The organism is Marinimicrobium sp. UBA4209, from assembly GCF_002381585.1.
Classification (GTDB): domain Bacteria; phylum Pseudomonadota; class Gammaproteobacteria; order Pseudomonadales; family Cellvibrionaceae; genus Marinimicrobium; species Marinimicrobium koreense.
In genome coordinates this window covers 24,136-40,914 of sequence record NZ_DFTP01000004.1, presented here as the reverse complement: position 1 = coordinate 40,914, position 16,779 = coordinate 24,136, and the positions used below count along the sequence as shown (strand labels likewise).

Annotated in this window: 17 protein-coding genes; 13 read left to right on the top strand and 4 right to left on the bottom strand. The window is 60.9% G+C overall.

Annotation, left to right across the window (positions count from 1 at the left end; all coding sequences use genetic code 11):
* Both B3187_RS00555 and coxB read right to left on the bottom strand, forming a co-directional pair.
* On the bottom strand, positions 1-886 hold an 886-nt coding region (locus tag B3187_RS00555), incomplete at its 3' end, for a cbb3-type cytochrome c oxidase subunit I (RefSeq protein WP_414673658.1).
* Positions 887-897: 11 nt separating this feature from the next.
* Positions 898-2,043, bottom strand: a complete 1,146-nt coding sequence (coxB, locus tag B3187_RS00550) for a cytochrome c oxidase subunit II (RefSeq protein ID WP_414673657.1) — start codon at positions 2,041-2,043, stop codon at positions 898-900.
* A 376-nt stretch (positions 2,044-2,419) separates the two neighbouring features.
* Here coxB and B3187_RS00545 point away from each other — a divergent pair, with 376 nt between their 5' ends.
* The 3 genes from B3187_RS00545 (at position 2,420) to B3187_RS00535 (ending at position 4,648) form a co-directional block, all read left to right on the top strand.
* Complete coding sequence (locus tag B3187_RS00545) at positions 2,420-3,319, top strand: MATE family efflux transporter (protein WP_286804174.1); 900 nt, start codon at positions 2,420-2,422, stop codon at positions 3,317-3,319.
* Positions 3,300-3,734 carry an MATE family efflux transporter gene (locus tag B3187_RS00540; protein WP_286804173.1) on the top strand — a complete coding sequence of 145 codons (435 nt, stop codon included), beginning with the start codon at positions 3,300-3,302 and terminating at the stop codon, positions 3,732-3,734. Before B3187_RS00545 ends, B3187_RS00540 begins: the two co-directional genes overlap by 20 nt.
* A 263-nt stretch (positions 3,735-3,997) precedes the next feature.
* Positions 3,998-4,648, top strand: coding sequence for a hypothetical protein (locus B3187_RS00535; RefSeq protein ID WP_123639448.1), 651 nt, complete (start codon positions 3,998-4,000; stop codon positions 4,646-4,648).
* Here B3187_RS00535 and B3187_RS00530 read toward each other — a convergent pair.
* Positions 4,638-5,192 (bottom strand): peroxiredoxin, encoded by a 555-nt coding sequence (locus tag B3187_RS00530; RefSeq protein WP_123639449.1) that lies wholly within the window; start codon positions 5,190-5,192, stop codon positions 4,638-4,640. The two genes, B3187_RS00535 and B3187_RS00530, sit on opposite strands and share 11 nt — an antisense overlap.
* Before the next feature lie 439 nt (positions 5,193-5,631).
* Between B3187_RS00530 and B3187_RS00525 the strand changes: the two genes are divergently transcribed.
* The 4 genes from B3187_RS00525 to B3187_RS00510 all read left to right on the top strand — a co-directional run bounded on the left by B3187_RS00525 (position 5,632) and on the right by B3187_RS00510 (position 9,152).
* Positions 5,632-6,567 (top strand): LysR family transcriptional regulator, encoded by a 936-nt coding sequence (locus B3187_RS00525; RefSeq protein WP_286804172.1) that lies wholly within the window; start codon positions 5,632-5,634, stop codon positions 6,565-6,567.
* An 82-nt stretch (positions 6,568-6,649) separates the two neighbouring features.
* Positions 6,650-7,699 carry a putative urea ABC transporter substrate-binding protein gene (locus tag B3187_RS00520; RefSeq protein ID WP_286804171.1) on the top strand — a complete coding sequence of 350 codons (1,050 nt, stop codon included), beginning with the start codon at positions 6,650-6,652 and terminating at the stop codon, positions 7,697-7,699.
* The gene (locus tag B3187_RS00515; RefSeq protein ID WP_286804170.1) at positions 7,696-8,385 is read left to right on the top strand and encodes a cysteine hydrolase family protein; all 690 of its coding nucleotides are present in this window, start codon (positions 7,696-7,698) and stop codon (positions 8,383-8,385) included. Before B3187_RS00520 ends, B3187_RS00515 begins: the two co-directional genes overlap by 4 nt.
* On the top strand, positions 8,382-9,152 hold the full coding sequence (locus tag B3187_RS00510) for an MBL fold metallo-hydrolase (RefSeq protein ID WP_286804169.1): 771 nt from the start codon (positions 8,382-8,384) through the stop codon (positions 9,150-9,152). The genes B3187_RS00515 and B3187_RS00510 overlap by 4 nt, the downstream gene beginning before the upstream one ends.
* Positions 9,153-9,171: 19 nt before the next feature.
* On the opposite strand, the gene B3187_RS00505 is transcribed toward B3187_RS00510, so the two are convergent.
* A complete protein-coding gene (locus B3187_RS00505) occupies positions 9,172-10,296 on the bottom strand; it encodes a glycoside hydrolase family 5 protein (protein ID WP_286804168.1) in 1,125 nt (374 codons plus the stop codon).
* A gap of 266 nt (positions 10,297-10,562) precedes the next feature.
* Between B3187_RS00505 and B3187_RS00500 the strand changes: the two genes are divergently transcribed.
* The 6 genes from B3187_RS00500 to B3187_RS00475 form a co-directional block, all read left to right on the top strand.
* Complete coding sequence (locus B3187_RS00500; RefSeq protein WP_286804167.1) at positions 10,563-11,720, top strand: helix-turn-helix domain-containing protein; 1,158 nt, start codon at positions 10,563-10,565, stop codon at positions 11,718-11,720.
* A gap of 225 nt (positions 11,721-11,945) precedes the next feature.
* Positions 11,946-14,003, top strand: a complete 2,058-nt coding sequence (locus B3187_RS00495) for a hypothetical protein (RefSeq protein ID WP_286804166.1) — start codon at positions 11,946-11,948, stop codon at positions 14,001-14,003.
* Positions 14,000-15,283, top strand: coding sequence for a hypothetical protein (locus B3187_RS00490; protein WP_286804165.1), 1,284 nt, complete (start codon positions 14,000-14,002; stop codon positions 15,281-15,283). Before B3187_RS00495 ends, B3187_RS00490 begins: the two co-directional genes overlap by 4 nt.
* A gap of 15 nt (positions 15,284-15,298) precedes the next feature.
* The gene (locus B3187_RS00485; protein WP_286804164.1) at positions 15,299-15,862 is read left to right on the top strand and encodes an RNA polymerase sigma factor; all 564 of its coding nucleotides are present in this window, start codon (positions 15,299-15,301) and stop codon (positions 15,860-15,862) included.
* Positions 15,859-16,443: an anti-sigma factor family protein gene (locus B3187_RS00480; RefSeq protein ID WP_286804163.1), complete on the top strand. Its 585-nt coding sequence runs from the start codon at positions 15,859-15,861 to the stop codon at positions 16,441-16,443. Before B3187_RS00485 ends, B3187_RS00480 begins: the two co-directional genes overlap by 4 nt.
* Positions 16,440-16,779, top strand: a 340-nt coding sequence (locus tag B3187_RS00475) for a hypothetical protein (RefSeq protein ID WP_286804162.1), incomplete at its 3' end; no start/stop codon positions are given. The genes B3187_RS00480 and B3187_RS00475, both read left to right, overlap by 4 nt.

Here is a 16,779-nt window from a genome sequence, read left to right as displayed (position 1 = left end):
ACATGTGGTGCGCCCACACGATGAAGCTCAGGAAGGCGATCGATGCGGTGGCGTACACCATGGAGGAGTAGCCGAACAACGGCTTGCGCGCGAAGGTGGGGATGATCGCGCTGATAATGCCGAACGCCGGCAGAATCATGATGTACACCTCGGGGTGACCGAAGAACCAGAACACGTGCTGGAACAGTACCGGATCACCGCCACCGGCGGCGTTGAAGAAGCTGGTGCCGAAGTGAATGTCCATCAGCATCATGGTGACCACACCCGCCAGTACCGGCATGACCGCAATCAGCAGGAAGGCGGTGATCAGCCAGGTCCAGACAAACAGCGGCATCTTCATCATGGTCATGCCGGGGGCGCGCATGTTCATGATGGTAGCGATGATGTTGATCGCCCCCATGATGGAACTGGCACCCATAATGTGGATGGCAAAAATGAAGAAGGTCACCGACGGCGGCGCGTAGGTGGTGGACAGCGGCGCGTAGAAGGTCCAGCCGAAGTTGGGGGCACCGCCCTCCATAAACAGCGTGGACACCAACATCAGAAACGCGAACGGCAAAATCCAGAAACTCCAATTGTTCATCCGCGGCAGCGCCATATCGGGAGCGCCGATCATGACCGGGATCAACCAGTTGGCCAGGCCGACAAAGGCCGGCATGACCGCACCAAAGACCATCACCAGGCCGTGCATGGTGGTCATCTGGTTAAAGAAGTTGGGTTCGACAATCTGCAGACCGGGCTGGAACAGCTCGGCACGAATCACCAGGGCGAACAGGCCACCCAGGAAGAACATGGTAAAGCTGAACCACAGGTACATTGCACCAATGTCTTTGTGGTTGGTGGTGTACAACCAGCGAGTAATACCTTTTGCGGGGCCGTGAGCCATTGCGATACCTCCTAGTTGCCCTGTTTATGGTTATAGATATCAATGGGCTGGGCTTCGTCGCCCATGTTGTTGCCCCAGGCGTTGCGCTCGTAGGTCACCACCGCGGCGATGTCCACTTCGCTGAGCTGTTCACCGAACGCCTGCATCGCGGTGCCGGACACCCCGTTGACGATCACATCGATATGATCCTCGATAGGTCCGACCGCCAGACTATCGCCGTGCAGTGCCGGGAAGGTCCCGGGAACACCCGAGCCGTCGGCCTGGTGACAGGCGGCACACCAGCGGCCATACACATCCTCACCACGCTCGTAGAGCTCATCAAAGCTGAAGGTCTGCTCGGTCAGTTTGGCCAGCTCTTCGGCCTCGGCCTTCTTGTCCGCGAGCCACTGGTTGTACTCTTCTTCCGGCAGCGCCTCGACCACAATCGGCATAAAGCCGTGGTCCTTGCCGCACAATTCAGCGCACTGACCGCGGTAGATACCGGGCTCTTCAATCAGCGCCCAGGATTCATTGATGAAGCCGGGAATAGCGTCTTTCTTCACTCCGAGATCCGGCACCCACCAGGCGTGAATCACGTCCGAGGCGGTAATCAGGAAGCGGACTTTCTGACCCACAGGCAACACCAGAGGCTCATCCACTTCGAGCAGATAGTTGGGGTTTTTAGGGGCAAAGCCGTCGATTTCGTCCCGCGGGGTGCTCAGGTTACTGAAAAAGCTGACATCGTCTTCGACGTAATCATACTTCCAGCGCCACTGATAGCCGGTGATCAGGACATCGACTTCCGCTTCTGTGGAATCGTAAAGTTTGATCAGACTACTGGTGGCAGGAATGGCCATGATGACCAGAATCACCAGCGGAATGGCCGTCCAGAGAATCTCCAGGCCGACGTGTTCGTGAAAGTTGGCCGGTTTTACGTTGCGGGATTTGCGGTGCATGATCATGCTGTAGAACATGATCCCGAAGACCACTACACCAATCGCCACGCACCACCAGAACATCTCCATATGGAGACCCTGGATCTCGCGACTGACCGGCGTTACCCCCTCGGTCATATTAAACTTCCAACGCTCAACCTCGTCTGCCAGGGTCTGATAACTGGTCATCAGCACGGCAGGGGCAAGCAGCCAGGCAGACCGCCTATGCGCTCGTTTAAACATCGCCCAAATTCTCCGTGTAGCTAGCTTATGTTTATTGTGAAACTACCGGGGCTCTTTCAATGCCCCACCGTTGCGACGCGTCGCCCCGCGGCCCGGGATCAACCGACACACGATACGACACTCCCTCACTTGCCGTCATTCATCGGCAATCAGGGGTAAGAGTCAATGTCGGCTGAATAACCAACGGGTTCGCGTGGCGGGGTACGGCCAGTGCACTGCGGCTAATTGTCGCAACCACCGACAACAAGGAGGCCATAGCGACAAAAAAAAGTCAATGCTTTTATACCCTTAGCGTTTATTTATTGTTGCGTAGACAGGCGTTACACTCCCGCTCCGCCCGGGCCTTAACGGGTACCTCCAAGTTGATACTGCCGCCATGACCGATACCCGCCCCAACCACCGACAGATCTGGCAACTCGCTTGGCCGATGATGCTGAGCAACCTGTCCATTCCATTGCTCGGCGCCGTGGATACCGCCATTCTCGGCCACCTGGGCAGCCCGGTTTATCTCGGTGCCGTGAGCCTGGGGGCGAGCGTTCTGACACTCTTGTTCTGGTCCTTCGGATTTCTGCGCATGGGCACCACCAGCGTGGCCGCTCGGGCGACCGGCGCGGAAGACCATGACGCCATCCGCCTGGTGCTCGCCCAGAGTCTGATACTCGCCCTGGGCCTGGCACTGCTGATCATCGCCCTCGGCCCCTGGCTGATCCCCACGGCGCTGGGCTGGATGGGAGCCAGCCCGGAGGTGGCCGCGCTGGCCCAGAGTTACGGCGAGATCCGCCTGTGGGGCGCCCCGGCCAGCCTGATGAACTTCGCCCTGATCGGCTGGTTTATTGGCCGTCAGGATACCCGACGCCCGCTGATGATTCTGCTGACCACCAACCTGCTCAATATCCTGCTCGACGCCCTGTTGATTCTGGGGCTGGGGATGAAGAGCGACGGTGCCGCCTGGGCCAGTGTGCTGGCCGAGTATGGTGGGCTGTTGGTCGGTCTGGGCCTGCTCAGGCACCACCTGATTCGGCTTCCCGGACAGCTTGATCGGCTCCATCTGCGCCAGTGGAACGCCTACCGGGCACTGCTGCAGGTCAATCGCCACCTGTTTGTCCGCACCTTGTGTCTGCTGTTGGTCTTTGCCTTTTTTGCCGCCCAGGGGGCCCGACTGGGCGACCAGATACTGGCGGCCAATGCGGTTCTGCTGCACCTCCTACGCACTGGACGGCTTCGCTCACGCCGCCGAGGCGCTGGCGGGTCGAGCGGTGGGCGCCCGTCAGGCTGACGCTCTGCGCCAGACGGTGCGGCTGACTACCCTCTGGGCCCTGGCCTGCGCGGCGCTGATCAGTCTGGTTTTTATCGCCGGCGCGCCCTGGTGGCCCGGGTTGTTCACCAGTCTGGAGCCGGTCCTCGAACAGGTCCGGGCGCACTACCTCTGGATTTGCCTGGTTCCTCTGGTGGGCGTCTGGGGTTATCAGTTGGACGGGGTTTACCTGGGCAGCGGCCGGACCGCTATCATGCAGTACTCCGTCGTCGGGTCGGCGCTGCTGGTGTTTCTGCCGCTATGGTGGTGGCTGCAGCCACTGGGCAATCACGGCCTCTGGCTGGCGTTTCTGGCCTTTAACGGCGCCCGGGGGATTTCCCTGGGTGCGGTGTATTACTACCTGAATCGTCGCCGTCGCTGGCTGCTACCGGCCTGACCCAAGTAACGTTCCATACGTTTTTCGCCAACGGTTATAAGCAATCACTCTTAAAACCGCCTTGTATTTACCGGGTTTTGAATTAAGTTTAAGGGTGAGCACACGCCGTGCGACTGTTCGCTCTGCGGGTATCCCCCGCCGACGCATTACCGGCCGAGTCGACACCCGACTGACCCTGGCTGGACGCCGACCGCGGTGCATACCGCCACCGCCACACTCATCGAGCATTTACCATCACGGGCCGGGAGGTTCATGCCAAGGTCATGTGTCTGCGACCACTCGACGACATTCGCGCCCTGATTCAGGCCGCGAAACAACAGGACCTGGAGACAGGGCAACTGAGCCGGATCATTCAACGTCGGGCGGATCGATTGCACGTGGCGATTCAGTTACCACCCCTTCAGGCCGAGGCCGCACTTCATGATTTCGTGGTGCGCTACGTGGAGCATGTGCCCGCGTTTATCGGGGCCATTGATGCCCTCACTCGGGAGGCGGGGGTCAATGATCGGGTGGCGCCACTGCTCAATATCGCCTGCGATTATTTTCTGTCCCCCCCGGATCTGGTCAGAGGCCGCAGTCATCTGGTGGCATTGCTGGACGAAGCCTACTTGGCCCATCGCCTGCTTGAAGAGGTCAACGACCGTTTCATCGGCTATTGCGGCATTCCACTGGCGCCCATGGATACCACCCGCGCCAACGTCATTGCTCATGAACTGATCGGGGAACCTTTCGCCAACGAGCTGGATCAGGCGGTACTCTTCTCCGCCGAACTACTGCTCAACGAGTACCCGTTCGAGGGCGATAACTTCAACGCCTATATTGCGCAGCACCGGGACCGGGGTTGGTCCGAGGAGCTGCGTCGCTGGCCCTGCCTGGCGGCCAACCTGGATATCGGCCTGCGTCTCAACGCCTGAGCTTAGTGAGAATATCCGTGGGATTGAGGTGGGGCGGAAACACCGGGTAGTACACCTGCCGGATCACGCCCCCCTCGATCAAAAGCGTCAACCGTTTGATGTAACGGGACTGATCGTAATCGAAGGTGGGGAGCTCCAGTGCCTGAGCAAGCTTGAGCTCGCTGTCATTGAGCAGGGGGTACGGCAGGCGCAAGCGCGCGACGGTTTCGCGCTGATCCTCGAGGGGCTGGGCGCTCACCCCGTACACTTCCACCCCCATTTGTTGGAACTCCGGATACCGATCCCGGAACGCGCAACACTGGGTGGTGCACCCTCGTGCCCCGGGAATTTTGTTCCAACCTCTCATGGGTGGCTGTTCCGGCTTGCCGGTCATGGGGTAAAAGAACACCACGGCGGTGCCGCTGATTGCACTGAGGTCTACCGTTTCCTTCCCGGTGCTCGGGAGCGCCAGACTGGGAACTGCCATGCCCTGCAGATGATCGCAGGCGCCATCGTCCTGAGGCTCCGGTAAGCCCTCGGGCAGCATATACAAGTTTTTGGCCATTCGCTGTTGTCCTGTCAATCGGGAGGGCCTGCATCGTGCATCCCCTCACCGGTGAATCGGGGTTGTCTCTTGTGTCTCTTGCAGGACTTCTTTCGCCGCTGAAACCACTCGGCCACCGCACCGCAAAAGCCCATCTACACTATTCCGATGGGCAATTCCCATGCCAGCCACTCCCAACCGCGCGAGTCCCTTCTATAAAGTGTAGTCCCAGGTTCATGGCAACCGCTAGCTGACGCGAAAGAATATTATCGTGGGCACCGAAATGGAGCAGCTGCCCGTGCAACTCCATGGACTGCACCAAGATTGAGCAGTTTGCAGCGTCAGCCCCTGGACTCACAAGGACTCCCTGTAGGTACAAGCCTTGCAGCGGTAAATGGTTCAGACGGCGTGAGACCGTTGAAGACTGTGTCAATCGACTTGCTCTTAGGCGGTATCACTTATGCACCTGACCGATATTGACTTACGGCTGCTGGATGTTTTTGTCGCGGTAGTGGAAAGCCGTGGTATCGCGAGCGCCCAGACCCTACTCAACCGGGACGCTTCCACCATCAGTCGGCAGCTACGCCAGTTGGAAGAGCGACTGAAGCTGCGCCTGTGCGAGCGCGGCCGCAGTGGCTTTTCCCTTACGCCCCATGGGGAACGCGTCTATCGCGAAACGCTTGCCTTGAACCAAGCATTGCGACGATTCGAGGAACGCGCGGACCGTCTGAGAGGACAACTTTCTGGGCATGTTCATCTGGCGATGATCGACAATCTGATCACCGACCCCAACTGCCCGCTCAAGGAGTTGCTGGCCCGTTACGGTGGGCGCTCGGACAACCAGGTGCACCTGCATGTCGATGTGTTCAGTCCGGCCCAGATTGAACAGGCACTGCTGGATCACAGGGCCGATGTGGGTATCGGTATTTTTCCCACTCATCTGGAAGAGTTGGATTATCAACCCCTTTATGCGGAAACGGACTGGCTGGTTTGCTCCCCTTTTCACCCACTTGCGGAGGCCGAGTCCCTGGAAGAGGTAAAGGACACTCTTAGCGCCTGCGCCAAGGTGGCCCGGCAATTTCTCAATGCCCAAGACACCCGCCCGCTGGGAGGAGAGCCGGGGCGAATCACCGCCTGGGTCAGTAATATTGAGGCGGCTGCGCTGCTGATTCTGGCGGGCACCCACGTAGGCTTCCTGCCCAGCCACTACGCGCGTCGCTGGCTGGAAAATGGGCAGATGGTCGCGATCCGACCCGACCACTATCAGAGACGCTCCACCATTGAGATGGTGATTCCCCGCCGCAAGGAAATGCCTCATCCGGCTGTGGCCGCCTTTCGTCAGGACCTGGCCACCATCGTTGAGATGCGGGGTTTACCGGCGGCGGGCGTCAGGTAAACCTGCAGACACGGTCATTTTTCCGAGCCTTTACGCAGGCCACACTAATTGGGTCTTTTCCCGATTCTCACTGGAGATCATCATGCAACGACTCATTCCCCTCGGCCTGGCCGCCACTTTACTCGCCGGCGCCCAGCCTGCACTCGCCGACGACGACACTTTCCGGATCGCCTGGACCATCTACGCGGGTAGCATGCCTCTGGGTTACGCCGAAGAAACCGGAATTCTCGACAAGTGGGCCAAGCGTTACGACATCGACATTGAAGCGGTGCAGCTGAACGACTACATCGAAGCTCAGAACCAGTACACTGCGGGCGAGTTTGACGGCGTAATTGCCATTACACTGGACGCGCTCACCATTCCCGCCGCCGGCGGCGTCGACTCCACCGTAGCGGTGCTGCTCAACGCCTCCAATGGCAGCGACGGACTGATCATGAAAGGCAAGGACAAAACCATCGCCGACCTCAAAGGCGGCCGGGTCAACCTGGTGGAGTACTCGGGATCACACTACCTGCTGGCCCGAGCCCTGGATGAACAGGGCATGAGCGAGCGCGACCTGACCGTGGTGAACACTTCAGATGCCGACATCATCGCCGCTTTCCAGACCGATGACAGTCAGGCTGTAGTCACATGGAAACCGCAGTTGAGCGAAATTCTCGACCAAATGCCCAACAGCAGCCTGCTGTTCGACAGCTCAGACATTCCCAATGAAATCACCGACGCTCTGTTGGTTCACACCGAAACACTGGAGCAACACCCGGAGCTGGGCAAGGCACTGGCTGGCGCCTGGTACGAAGTCATCGCCATGCTGGAACCGGATCATCCCAACCACGATAAAGCCATCGCCGACATGGCGGATGCTGTGCAAACGGATCGGGCCGGCTTTATGAGCCAGATCGCCACCATCAACTTTTTCAGCCCCGAAGAGGCCATCGACCTGGTGAGCAGCGACGACTTCTCGAACGGCCTCAAGGCAATGACCCAGTTCGCCTTTGAGAAAGGCCTATTGGGTGAGGGCGCCAGCGGCCCAGAAGTGATCGGCGTGGAGTTTCCGGGAGAGACGGTGCTGGGCGACCCCGGCTACATCAAACTTCGCTTCCCCACAACGTTTATGGAGTCAGCCGCGCAATGAGCTGGTCACCTCTGACTCAGTCCCACCCCTACCACTGGCCCCTCGCGGGTCAGTGGAGCGCGGCCGACACCGCCTTGCTGGTGATCGACATGCAGGCCGACTTTCTCAGTCCTGATGGTTACTTCGCCCGGATGGGCAATTCACTGGAAGGCACCCGGGCCGCGATAGAGCCATTACAACGGGTCTTGCAGGCCGCCCGGACCCGGGGTATCCGGGTAATCTATACCCGCGAATCACATCGTCCAGACCTGACCGACCTCAGCCCCACCAAGCGGGCGCGGGCCGAATCCATGGGCACCCCCATCGGTGGCCCCGGTCCCCTCGGTCGGTTCCTGGTGCGCGGCGAACCGGGCTGCGACATCATCCAGGAACTGGCCCCCGAACCCGGCGAGCCGGTGCTCGACAAACCGGGCAATGGCGCCTTCCACGCCACCGACCTGGACCAGATGCTGCGGGCTCAGGGAATAAAGCACCTTTTGATCACCGGTGTCACAACCGATGTCTGCGTGCATTCCACGTTGCGTGAAGCGAACGATCGCGGCTACGACTGCCTCGTGCTGGAGGACGGCTGTGGCGCTGGCGACCAGGCTCTGCATGACGCCGCGCTGGCGATGATGGACAACGAGGGAGGCATCTTCGGCGCCCACGCGTCCGTCCAGGCCCTGACCGAGAGCTGGTCATCATGAGCCTGCCCATCGCCGACACCTGGTTTGGGCGCGAGCGCATAGACGATCGTATTCACCGACTCTGGGAGCCCCATGTCGCCCGAGTACTGCAATGCAATATCTGGCTGGTGCGGGGCCGCCACCGGCACCTCCTCATTGACGGCGGGATGGGAATCCGCCCGCTGCTGCCGATCATCGCCGATCAGTTGGACAAACCGGTGACCGCCATTGCCACCCACAGCCACTTGGATCACGTCGGGGCGATCGGGGAGTTCAGTGATCGTCGGGCCCATCCGCTGGAGCAGTCCTCACTCCGCGAACCGGAGGACTTTCCGGTGCTGTGCAGCCACCACTGGCCCGACGGGATGAAGGCCGATATCGAGGCGGCGGGCTACGAAGTGCCAGAATCAATGATTGACGCCCTGCCCCAGGCCGACTTCGAGCCACTGAAATTTCGTATCCCGGCCTGTGAACTCACCGATACGCTGTCCGCCGGTGAGATCGTGGACCTCGGAGACGAGACCTTTGAGGTCCTTCACCTGCCCGGCCATTCACCGGGCAGTATCGGCCTCTGGAACGCCCACTCAGGCGTACTGTTCTCCGGGGACGCCATCTACGATGGTCCCCTGTTAGACAATTTCCCCGAGTCCGACATTGAGCAGTACCGGCATACCATGAAGCGGTTGCTTGACCTGCCGGTGTCAGTAGTGCATGCCGGCCACGATCCGAGCTTCAACCGTGATCGACTGAGAGTCCTCGCCCGGCGCTACCTGGAGCGTACCGAATAAGAGTGGCATCGCCCCGTCATCAGGGATTGTTCGGCGCAACCAATACGTCTTTCTCCGGTCCCCAGGTTCCGGCCTCACGATCGTAGGTGGAGAAGGAGCCGCCGTCGTCCCAGAAAGTGGCCGGGATGCCGTTTTCGATCGCCAGATTCACATGGTGACCGATATACGCCAGCCGGTCTTCCAGCTCACAGACGTTCTCCGGGTTCTGGAAGTCGAACTTTGCTGCCCCAAACTCATTGAGCATCACCGGCACACCGCTCTGCTCTCGCCAGGCGGCGGCGGTGGCGTAGATCTGGGCCAGCTCCGCTCGATCCGCCTCACTGCCCCACCGGCGCGTGCATTGGCCGGCAAAAGCCCAGGGGTCGTAGGAGTGGAAGTTGGCAATCAGGTAATCGTCGTCCGGCAGGTCGATATCACTCAGAGTGTGAACACCGCTATAGTTGTGCCCCGAAATGATCACCAAGCGGGTCGGATTCTGCGCCCGGATGATGGGCAGGATGTCCGCTTTCAAGTCATTGGTCTGTTCGGCGCTCAAGCCAATGGGCTCGTTCAGAATTTCGAATATCAGCCGGTGGGATTTGCCACTGAAGCGTTCGGCGATCTGGGTCCAGATGGCCTGGAAGCGCGCCCGCTTTTCCTCGGTCAGGCCTTCACCCTCCCAGATCCAGCGCTCATGGTGCGCATTGAGAATGACGTAGAAGCCCTGGTCCAGCGCCCAGTCCACCACTTCTTCAGCGCGATTCATACGCCCACTGTCGACGGTATAGGGCGCGGATTCAGCGGTGTGATCATCCCAGGTGGCGGGGATACGGACATGCTGGAAGCCGGCCTCGTTGAAATCCTCCAGATACCGCTCCTGAGCGGGCAGCGCCCAGTCGCCCTCATTGGGGTAAGCGTCCAGCGTGTTACCCAGGTTAATACCGATACCCATCTCCGCCACCGTCGCGTGAGGCTCCAGAGGGTCATCGGGCGCGGTCATGGCCGGTGCGCTGGCGCTGGAGGACGTTTCCGAGCTGCTGCTGGAACTCGATTCGCTGCTGGAGCTCGGAAGCTCGGGCGTGGAGCCGGAACTGCCACAGGCCACCAGACTGAACAGGCTGCTGATCAGGCAGGCGCGGACAATGATCGATACATTCGATGACATGGTATGACCTTATTATTGGATGGAAGCTGGAGCGCTGGGGACAGACTCAAAAACCGGCCCGGCGCTTGTGGAGCCGTCGGCAACTGGTTACAGTCCCGACCTGTCCATGACGGTATCATCGGACAGACAGTCACGCGCCCGACTTCCGGCAGAAACACTAAACCGCACGTCCGAATACCGGTGGGCGGGACTTCGCACCCCTGCGGAAGTCCCACTACTATTGGGCTGCAACGAATCACTTTATAACAGAGGCGGTAGACGGGCCTTTGAAAAACCTGACCCACGACGCACTGCTCTTCAACATTCACGACCTGGTGCTGCTGATGTCCGCCAGTCAGTATCTGTTGCTGGCCGCCCTGTTGTTCTTCACCCGCCGCCCCGCCATACGCAGCACCTATTTGCTGATCGGTCTTCTGCTGGCCAGTGCGGTCCGCTATCTGGATACCCTGTTGATCTGGAGTGACCCGCTGCGCCAACTCATTCTGGAATGGAACCCGAACCTGCTGCTATTGGGCAGCTTCAGCTACTGGCTCATCGGGCCGCTGCTCTATGCCTATGTGTTGTCCGTGCTGTACCGACAGACGCGCTTTCGCTGGTACCACGGGCTACACCTGCTGCCGGCGTTACTGGCCACCCTGATGATGCTCAGCCAGTATCACTGGCGCCCCGCCACCGAACAGGTCGCGCTGATGCGCGAGCTGGATCTCATCTGGTCTTCGCTGATGAGCCACACCGTCACCCTCTGGCATCTGAGCGTCATCGGCTACGGCGGCTACTGCCTGCTGTTGCTCTGGCGCTATCGCCGCCAGCTCCAGCAGCGCTATGCCAATGTCGAGGTCAGCGAACGTCGCTGGTTGACCTGGATCATTCTGGGCTTCGTTCTGATTGCCTCCTGGCAACTCGGGGTGCACCTCACGGCGGAATACATGCCCGCCCACCTGGCCAATCTGACCGGGGTGGCAAGCAACTACCTCAACTTTGTGTTCGTGAACTCGCTGGTGTTTATCAGCATTCGCTACACCCATCTGTTCAGCGGCCTGCCCGAGCGCGCGCCAGGCAACGACGCCGAGCCCTACAAGCCCGAGCAGGTCCGCCGGGTGGAAGCCCTGATGACGGAGCGCCGTCCGTATCTGGATAGCACGGTATCACTGGAATCACTCGCGCGGCAGTTGTCCCTACCCGAGCGCACCCTCTCGCGCATACTCAACCAGCACTTTGGAAAAAACTTCTTTGAGTTTATCAACGGCTACCGGGTGGAGCGCGCCAAACAGCTGTTGATCGACCCCGACCACCGCGCTCGCACCATCCTGGAAATCATGGCGGGCGCAGGCTTCACCAGCAAATCGACCTTCAACGCCATCTTCAAAAAGCATGTTGGACAAACCCCCTCCCAATACCGGAAGCGTTCGCTTGAAGCGGACTGACGCCGGCTAGTGCCCAAACCCGTGGAGCTCCTTGCAGGTGAAATGCGACGCCGGTCTCGGGATGCGACCGCTGTGTTTGGAAGCGTACCCATTTTCGTGTAGCTTTAACCCGAGGTAGGGGCAGGGTGTGAGTGGCCCACTGCAAAAATAACTGAAAAACATTGAACCCGCATCGGATCGGTTGCAACCCACCGATAACGACGGTTCTTGCAGAGCGAGCACTGGATGGCCCGATTTCCCCCCCTGACAACACCGGCGCCGAAGCGACGGGGCGCAACGCCATTGACGCTGCTGCTCGGCGGTTGGCTGATGCTCAGTGGCGCCCACGCGATTGCCCAGGCTGACGCCCGGCTGGCCCCTTCCGAAATCGACGGTTTTTTCCAACCGCGCGAACCGCTGCGTATCACGCTCGCCGCCGACACACGCCCCGCAGACCCGGGACAACTGAGCCTAGAGCTGGACGGCATGGACGTCTCTGCCTTGGCACAGCGTCGCACCGAGGGCTGGGTTTATGTCCCGGTGCGCCCACTGGCGCCCGGCCACCACGAACTACGATTGATGTTCTATGGCGACCAGGGCGAAGTGCAGGAGCTGGGTTACTGGTCGGTCGAGGTGCGCCACTCCAGCGGACTTCGCTCGGCCCATGTCGACGGCCAACTCGATCTGGCGCTCAGCCAGCGGGTGGCGGAGAGCGAGGGCATCGGCGGCGACGATTTTCGGGCCCAGGGCGGCGGCCATCTGGAATCCGAACTCAGCGGCGATCGCTGGACGTTAAGCAGCAATCTGGACCTGATGGCGGTAAACGACCAGGCCCTGGCCATCGCCGACCGGCGTGTGGACCTTGCCCGGTTTCAGCTACGCGGCGAGTTCGACCGCTACCACCTGGCGTTGGGCGACCAGCAACTCACCACCGCCAGTCTGATTCAGGACGGCTTTGAACGCCGTGGCGTCTCCACCGGCGCCAAGCTGCCCCTCTGGGACGGTACCGCGTCGATCTATCAAGCGGCCAGCCGCCAGACGGTGGGGGTTGATGCCGGCCTCGGAACCGATGAAGAAAACAACCGCATGACCGGCGGGCGGCTGACGTTCTGGCCCTGGCGCAGCGATACCACCCAGGTGATGCTTGCCGGTGAACACCTGTCCGGGCGAGTCAGTCAACCGGATTACGGTAGCCTGGACCCCAATGCCGACCCGGTAGTGCACGAAGGGGATGCCTGGAACCTTACCCTGGACGGCCTGTTTTTCCAGCGTCAGCTCCGGGTGCGTCTGGAGCAGGCAGAAAGCGAATACGATTTTGACGGCATGGACCAGGGGTTCGATCCGGAACAGGGCGATGCCTGGTCGGCCCTGCTGGTGCTGGACCCGACCGCTTCGGGCACCGATGCGCTGGACTGGCGGCTGGGGCTGGAAGCCCGAAAAATGGGCACCTGGTTTCGCAGCCTCGCCAACCGTCACGCCCCCGCCGACAAAAAGCTCGAGCGCGCGTTCTTTGATGCCACCAAAGACAAATGGACCTGGGATGGCCACTACGCGGTGGAACAATCAAACCTCACCGAGGATGACCGATACGCGATTTCCGAAACCCGGCAGTGGCAATTGGGCACTGCCTACTTTGACTATGACCTTCCGGAAAATCCCCTGCTGACCCTGCTGGGCCAACCCACCTATTCGCTCAACCTCGGCGGCACCACCCTGAAAGATGACTACACCCCCCAGGGTTACCTGGCCAACGACCTGAAAACCCGGCGCGCTGAGCTGACCGCCGCCTTCAGCAAAGAACAGTTGCAATGGTCCGCCGGCATTCACTATGACACCCTGGAGGACGGCACCGATTGGCAGCCCGACAATCGCACCCGGGCCACCCGGCTGGACGCCGGTTGGTACCTGAACAGCGACTACAACTTCTATATCGGATGGGAGCTTCAACACACCACCTACCCGGAACAGAACCTCAGCACCGACCGGCACATTTATTCGTTCGATGCCAACGCCACGTTTGTTCCGGAACGCCTGGCGGGCAGTTTCAGCATGGGGCTCAACCAGACCAGTGCCCGGGACGACCCCTTCTTTGCCCAGTGGGACCAGACCACCTACCTCAACGCCAACCTCAACTGGCGTCTACGCGAAGCCGAAGGTCATCGCCCGGGGGTGGAGCTGATTCTGTCCATTGCCCGCAATGATTACCGGGATCAGCTCGTGCTGCCCAACTCGGTGAACAGCTATCAGGCGTTTATTGAACTGCGCACCCATTTACCGGTGACCTATCCGGGGATTCAACCATGAACCGACCCGCTCTCAAGCGTTCAGCCAAGATCGGCTATCGCCTCGCGCTCCTCTGTCTCCTCGCGCTGGGATACGCATTACCCTCCTCCGCCCAGGAGGTGGAGCTGTGCTCTTCCATGCAACCCTGCTCGGTCGCCCGCCCGGTGGTGATCGGCACCGATACCACCCTGTCAGTGGTCTGGCGGGGGCGCGCCTTTTTTGACCGCATTGGCGATGTCAGCTCGGATGTGGGTTATTTTACGCTCGGTGACCCGGCCTCAAGCGAGCCACTGGGGATGGTTCGCCGGCCCTTGATGGAGCGCATTTCCGGCTCCGCCGATGGTCAACCGACCGCGTTCAGCTTCAGTGAAACCCTGACCGTCCCCGCGGCTATCAGTACCCAGGCCGCCGCTCAGGGCGCGCGCGAGCTGTCCTACGTGCGCCCGTTCAGCGTCAACGGCATTCCGGTCACCGGTGTGCAGGCACTGCGCCTGACCGACCCTGCCGCTCCGCTGCCCAATACCGCGCGCTCCTTACCGGAAAATTCAGAGGTGACCGCCAGCGGCCTGATCCTCCGCCGGCTCGCCCTGCGCTTTGACGATGGCGCGCCAGTGGCCTCGGTCTCACGGGATGAGGCGCTGCGCGCCGAAGCGATCATCCATTACGACCGGGCCGGCTTGCTGGAGGCGGTGTGGGAGGTCGCGACGCCCGCCACCACCCGCGGCCAACCGGTGTTTCGACGTCTGGACAATGTGCGCGAATATCTTGGAGCCGGTCAGCAGTCGAACCTGCGCAGCCCGAAACTGCCCACCGATCAACCCGGCCTGTATCTGTTGCGCCTGCGCCTGGTACACCCCACGCTGGAACAGAGCGGCACGCGGGAGCCAAACGACATAGTGCTGCGCTACCAGGTCAGTAGCCGCTCGACCCATGAAGCCCAGTGGGTACCGCACCTGAACGGCGCCCGAGCAGTGGCAGCCACCCTGGGGGCGGATACCGAGTTTACCTGGCCGGCGATCGCCACCACCCACGCCTATCAGCTGGAATTTTACGCCCAGCCGCCCGAGCCCGATGTCGCCAGCGAGCGACCCGGACCCGACCGGGTGCCCAACCGTTTCACCCGGGAACCGACCACCGGCCTGGTGCTGAAGAGCAACACCCGAAGCACTCGGTTGTCATCGGCGGTGCTGCATCGGTTGGAACCGGGAACAACCTATTCCTGGCGTGTGGTGGCGGTGGATGCCAGCGGCCGCGTATTGGCCGCCAGCCCCCTGCAGACCCTAGGCACCGAAGAAGAATAATCACGGATAATCACTATGGCCCTATCGGAACAGGATACCGACGAACAACTTTTACTCGCGATGGCCGGCGGCGAGATGGAGGCCATGAGCGCCTTCTACCGCCGCCATGAAACCCGGCTGTACCGCTTCCTGATGGCCAAGTTGAACGATTCCTTCGTGGCCGCCGACCTACTCAATGAGGTGATGCTGGAAGTCTGGCGCTCGGCGGCCCGTTTTGCGGGACGCTCCAAGGTCACCACCTGGATGTTCGGCATCGCCCATAACAAGGTGCTGACCCACTGGCGCAAGTTGGGCGTCCGGGAATTTACCGAGGTGGATGACACCCTGGCGGATGAGACCCCGGCGGCCGATCTGGAGCAGGCTCTCTCAGCGGTCAAAGACGCAGAACGGGTACGCTCAGGCATGCAGACCTTGTCGCCCCCACACCGGGAGGTGTTGCACCTGGTGTTTTTTGAAGAGCTGGATTACGCGGAGATTGGCCGTATCCTGAGCGTACCGGAAGGTACGGTGAAGTCCCGCGTCTACCACGCCAAAAACTTACTGAAGAAACAACTGGCCAGAGCCATGAGGTCATCGTGAAAGACATAGATGAACAACTGAACCTGTGGGCCAACGGCCGACTGCCGGAGGCGGAACGCCACGCACTCGAGCAGAAAATGGCGGACGATCCTGCCCTGGCCCGGGAAGCCGAGTTCCTGAAAGCGCTGAGAAGCACGGTGCAGAGTGAACCGGCCACGGGCCCCGGCGAACTGGGTCTGGCGCGCCTGCAGAAAGCCATTCGGGCCGAGCAGGAGGAGGCACCCGTCGTCTTGCCCCGGAGGAATTTCTGGCGCCCGGTAGCCATCGCCGCCAGCCTGATCGTGGGCATACAGGCCGCCCTGCTGCTGGGGCCGGAACCCTGGGACGACGGCTCAGCGGTGGACATGGTGCCCGCCTCCGGCGAAGAAGCGCCCCAGGGGCCACGGGTCCAGATGGTCTTCGACCCGGCCGCCACCATGGCAGATGTGCAGACGGCGGTATTGAGCGTGAACGGTAGTATTGTCTCCGGACCCAGCGCCCTTGGCATTATCCAGTTGGGGCTACCGGAAGATGCCTCAATCGAGGCGGCGGTGGATGCGCTGAGGGCCTACGATTTTGTGGATGAGGTGATCGCACCATGAAGGCAGCGCTACGGCTGGCATCCTGCTTTTGTCTCGGGAGCCTGGCGCTCTGCCCGGTGACACTGCTGGCCCAGGACGATCAGGACCGGGAAAAAGCAAGGGAAAGTATCACCATCGACCGCGAACGCGCCGCTGAACTCAGGCGCGGGGAAGCGGTGCAAGACACAGAGCGCAAAACCGCCGTACAGACGCTCGATCGGACAACCGAGACTTCAGAAGTAGAACAGGAGCGTCCGATAGAAGAGGCAGAGGCTCAACCACAACTCACCCGGCCGGTTCCGGCGAAGCCCCGGGAAGCAGAGGTGATCGAGCGGGAACCCGAACCCGAACCCGAAC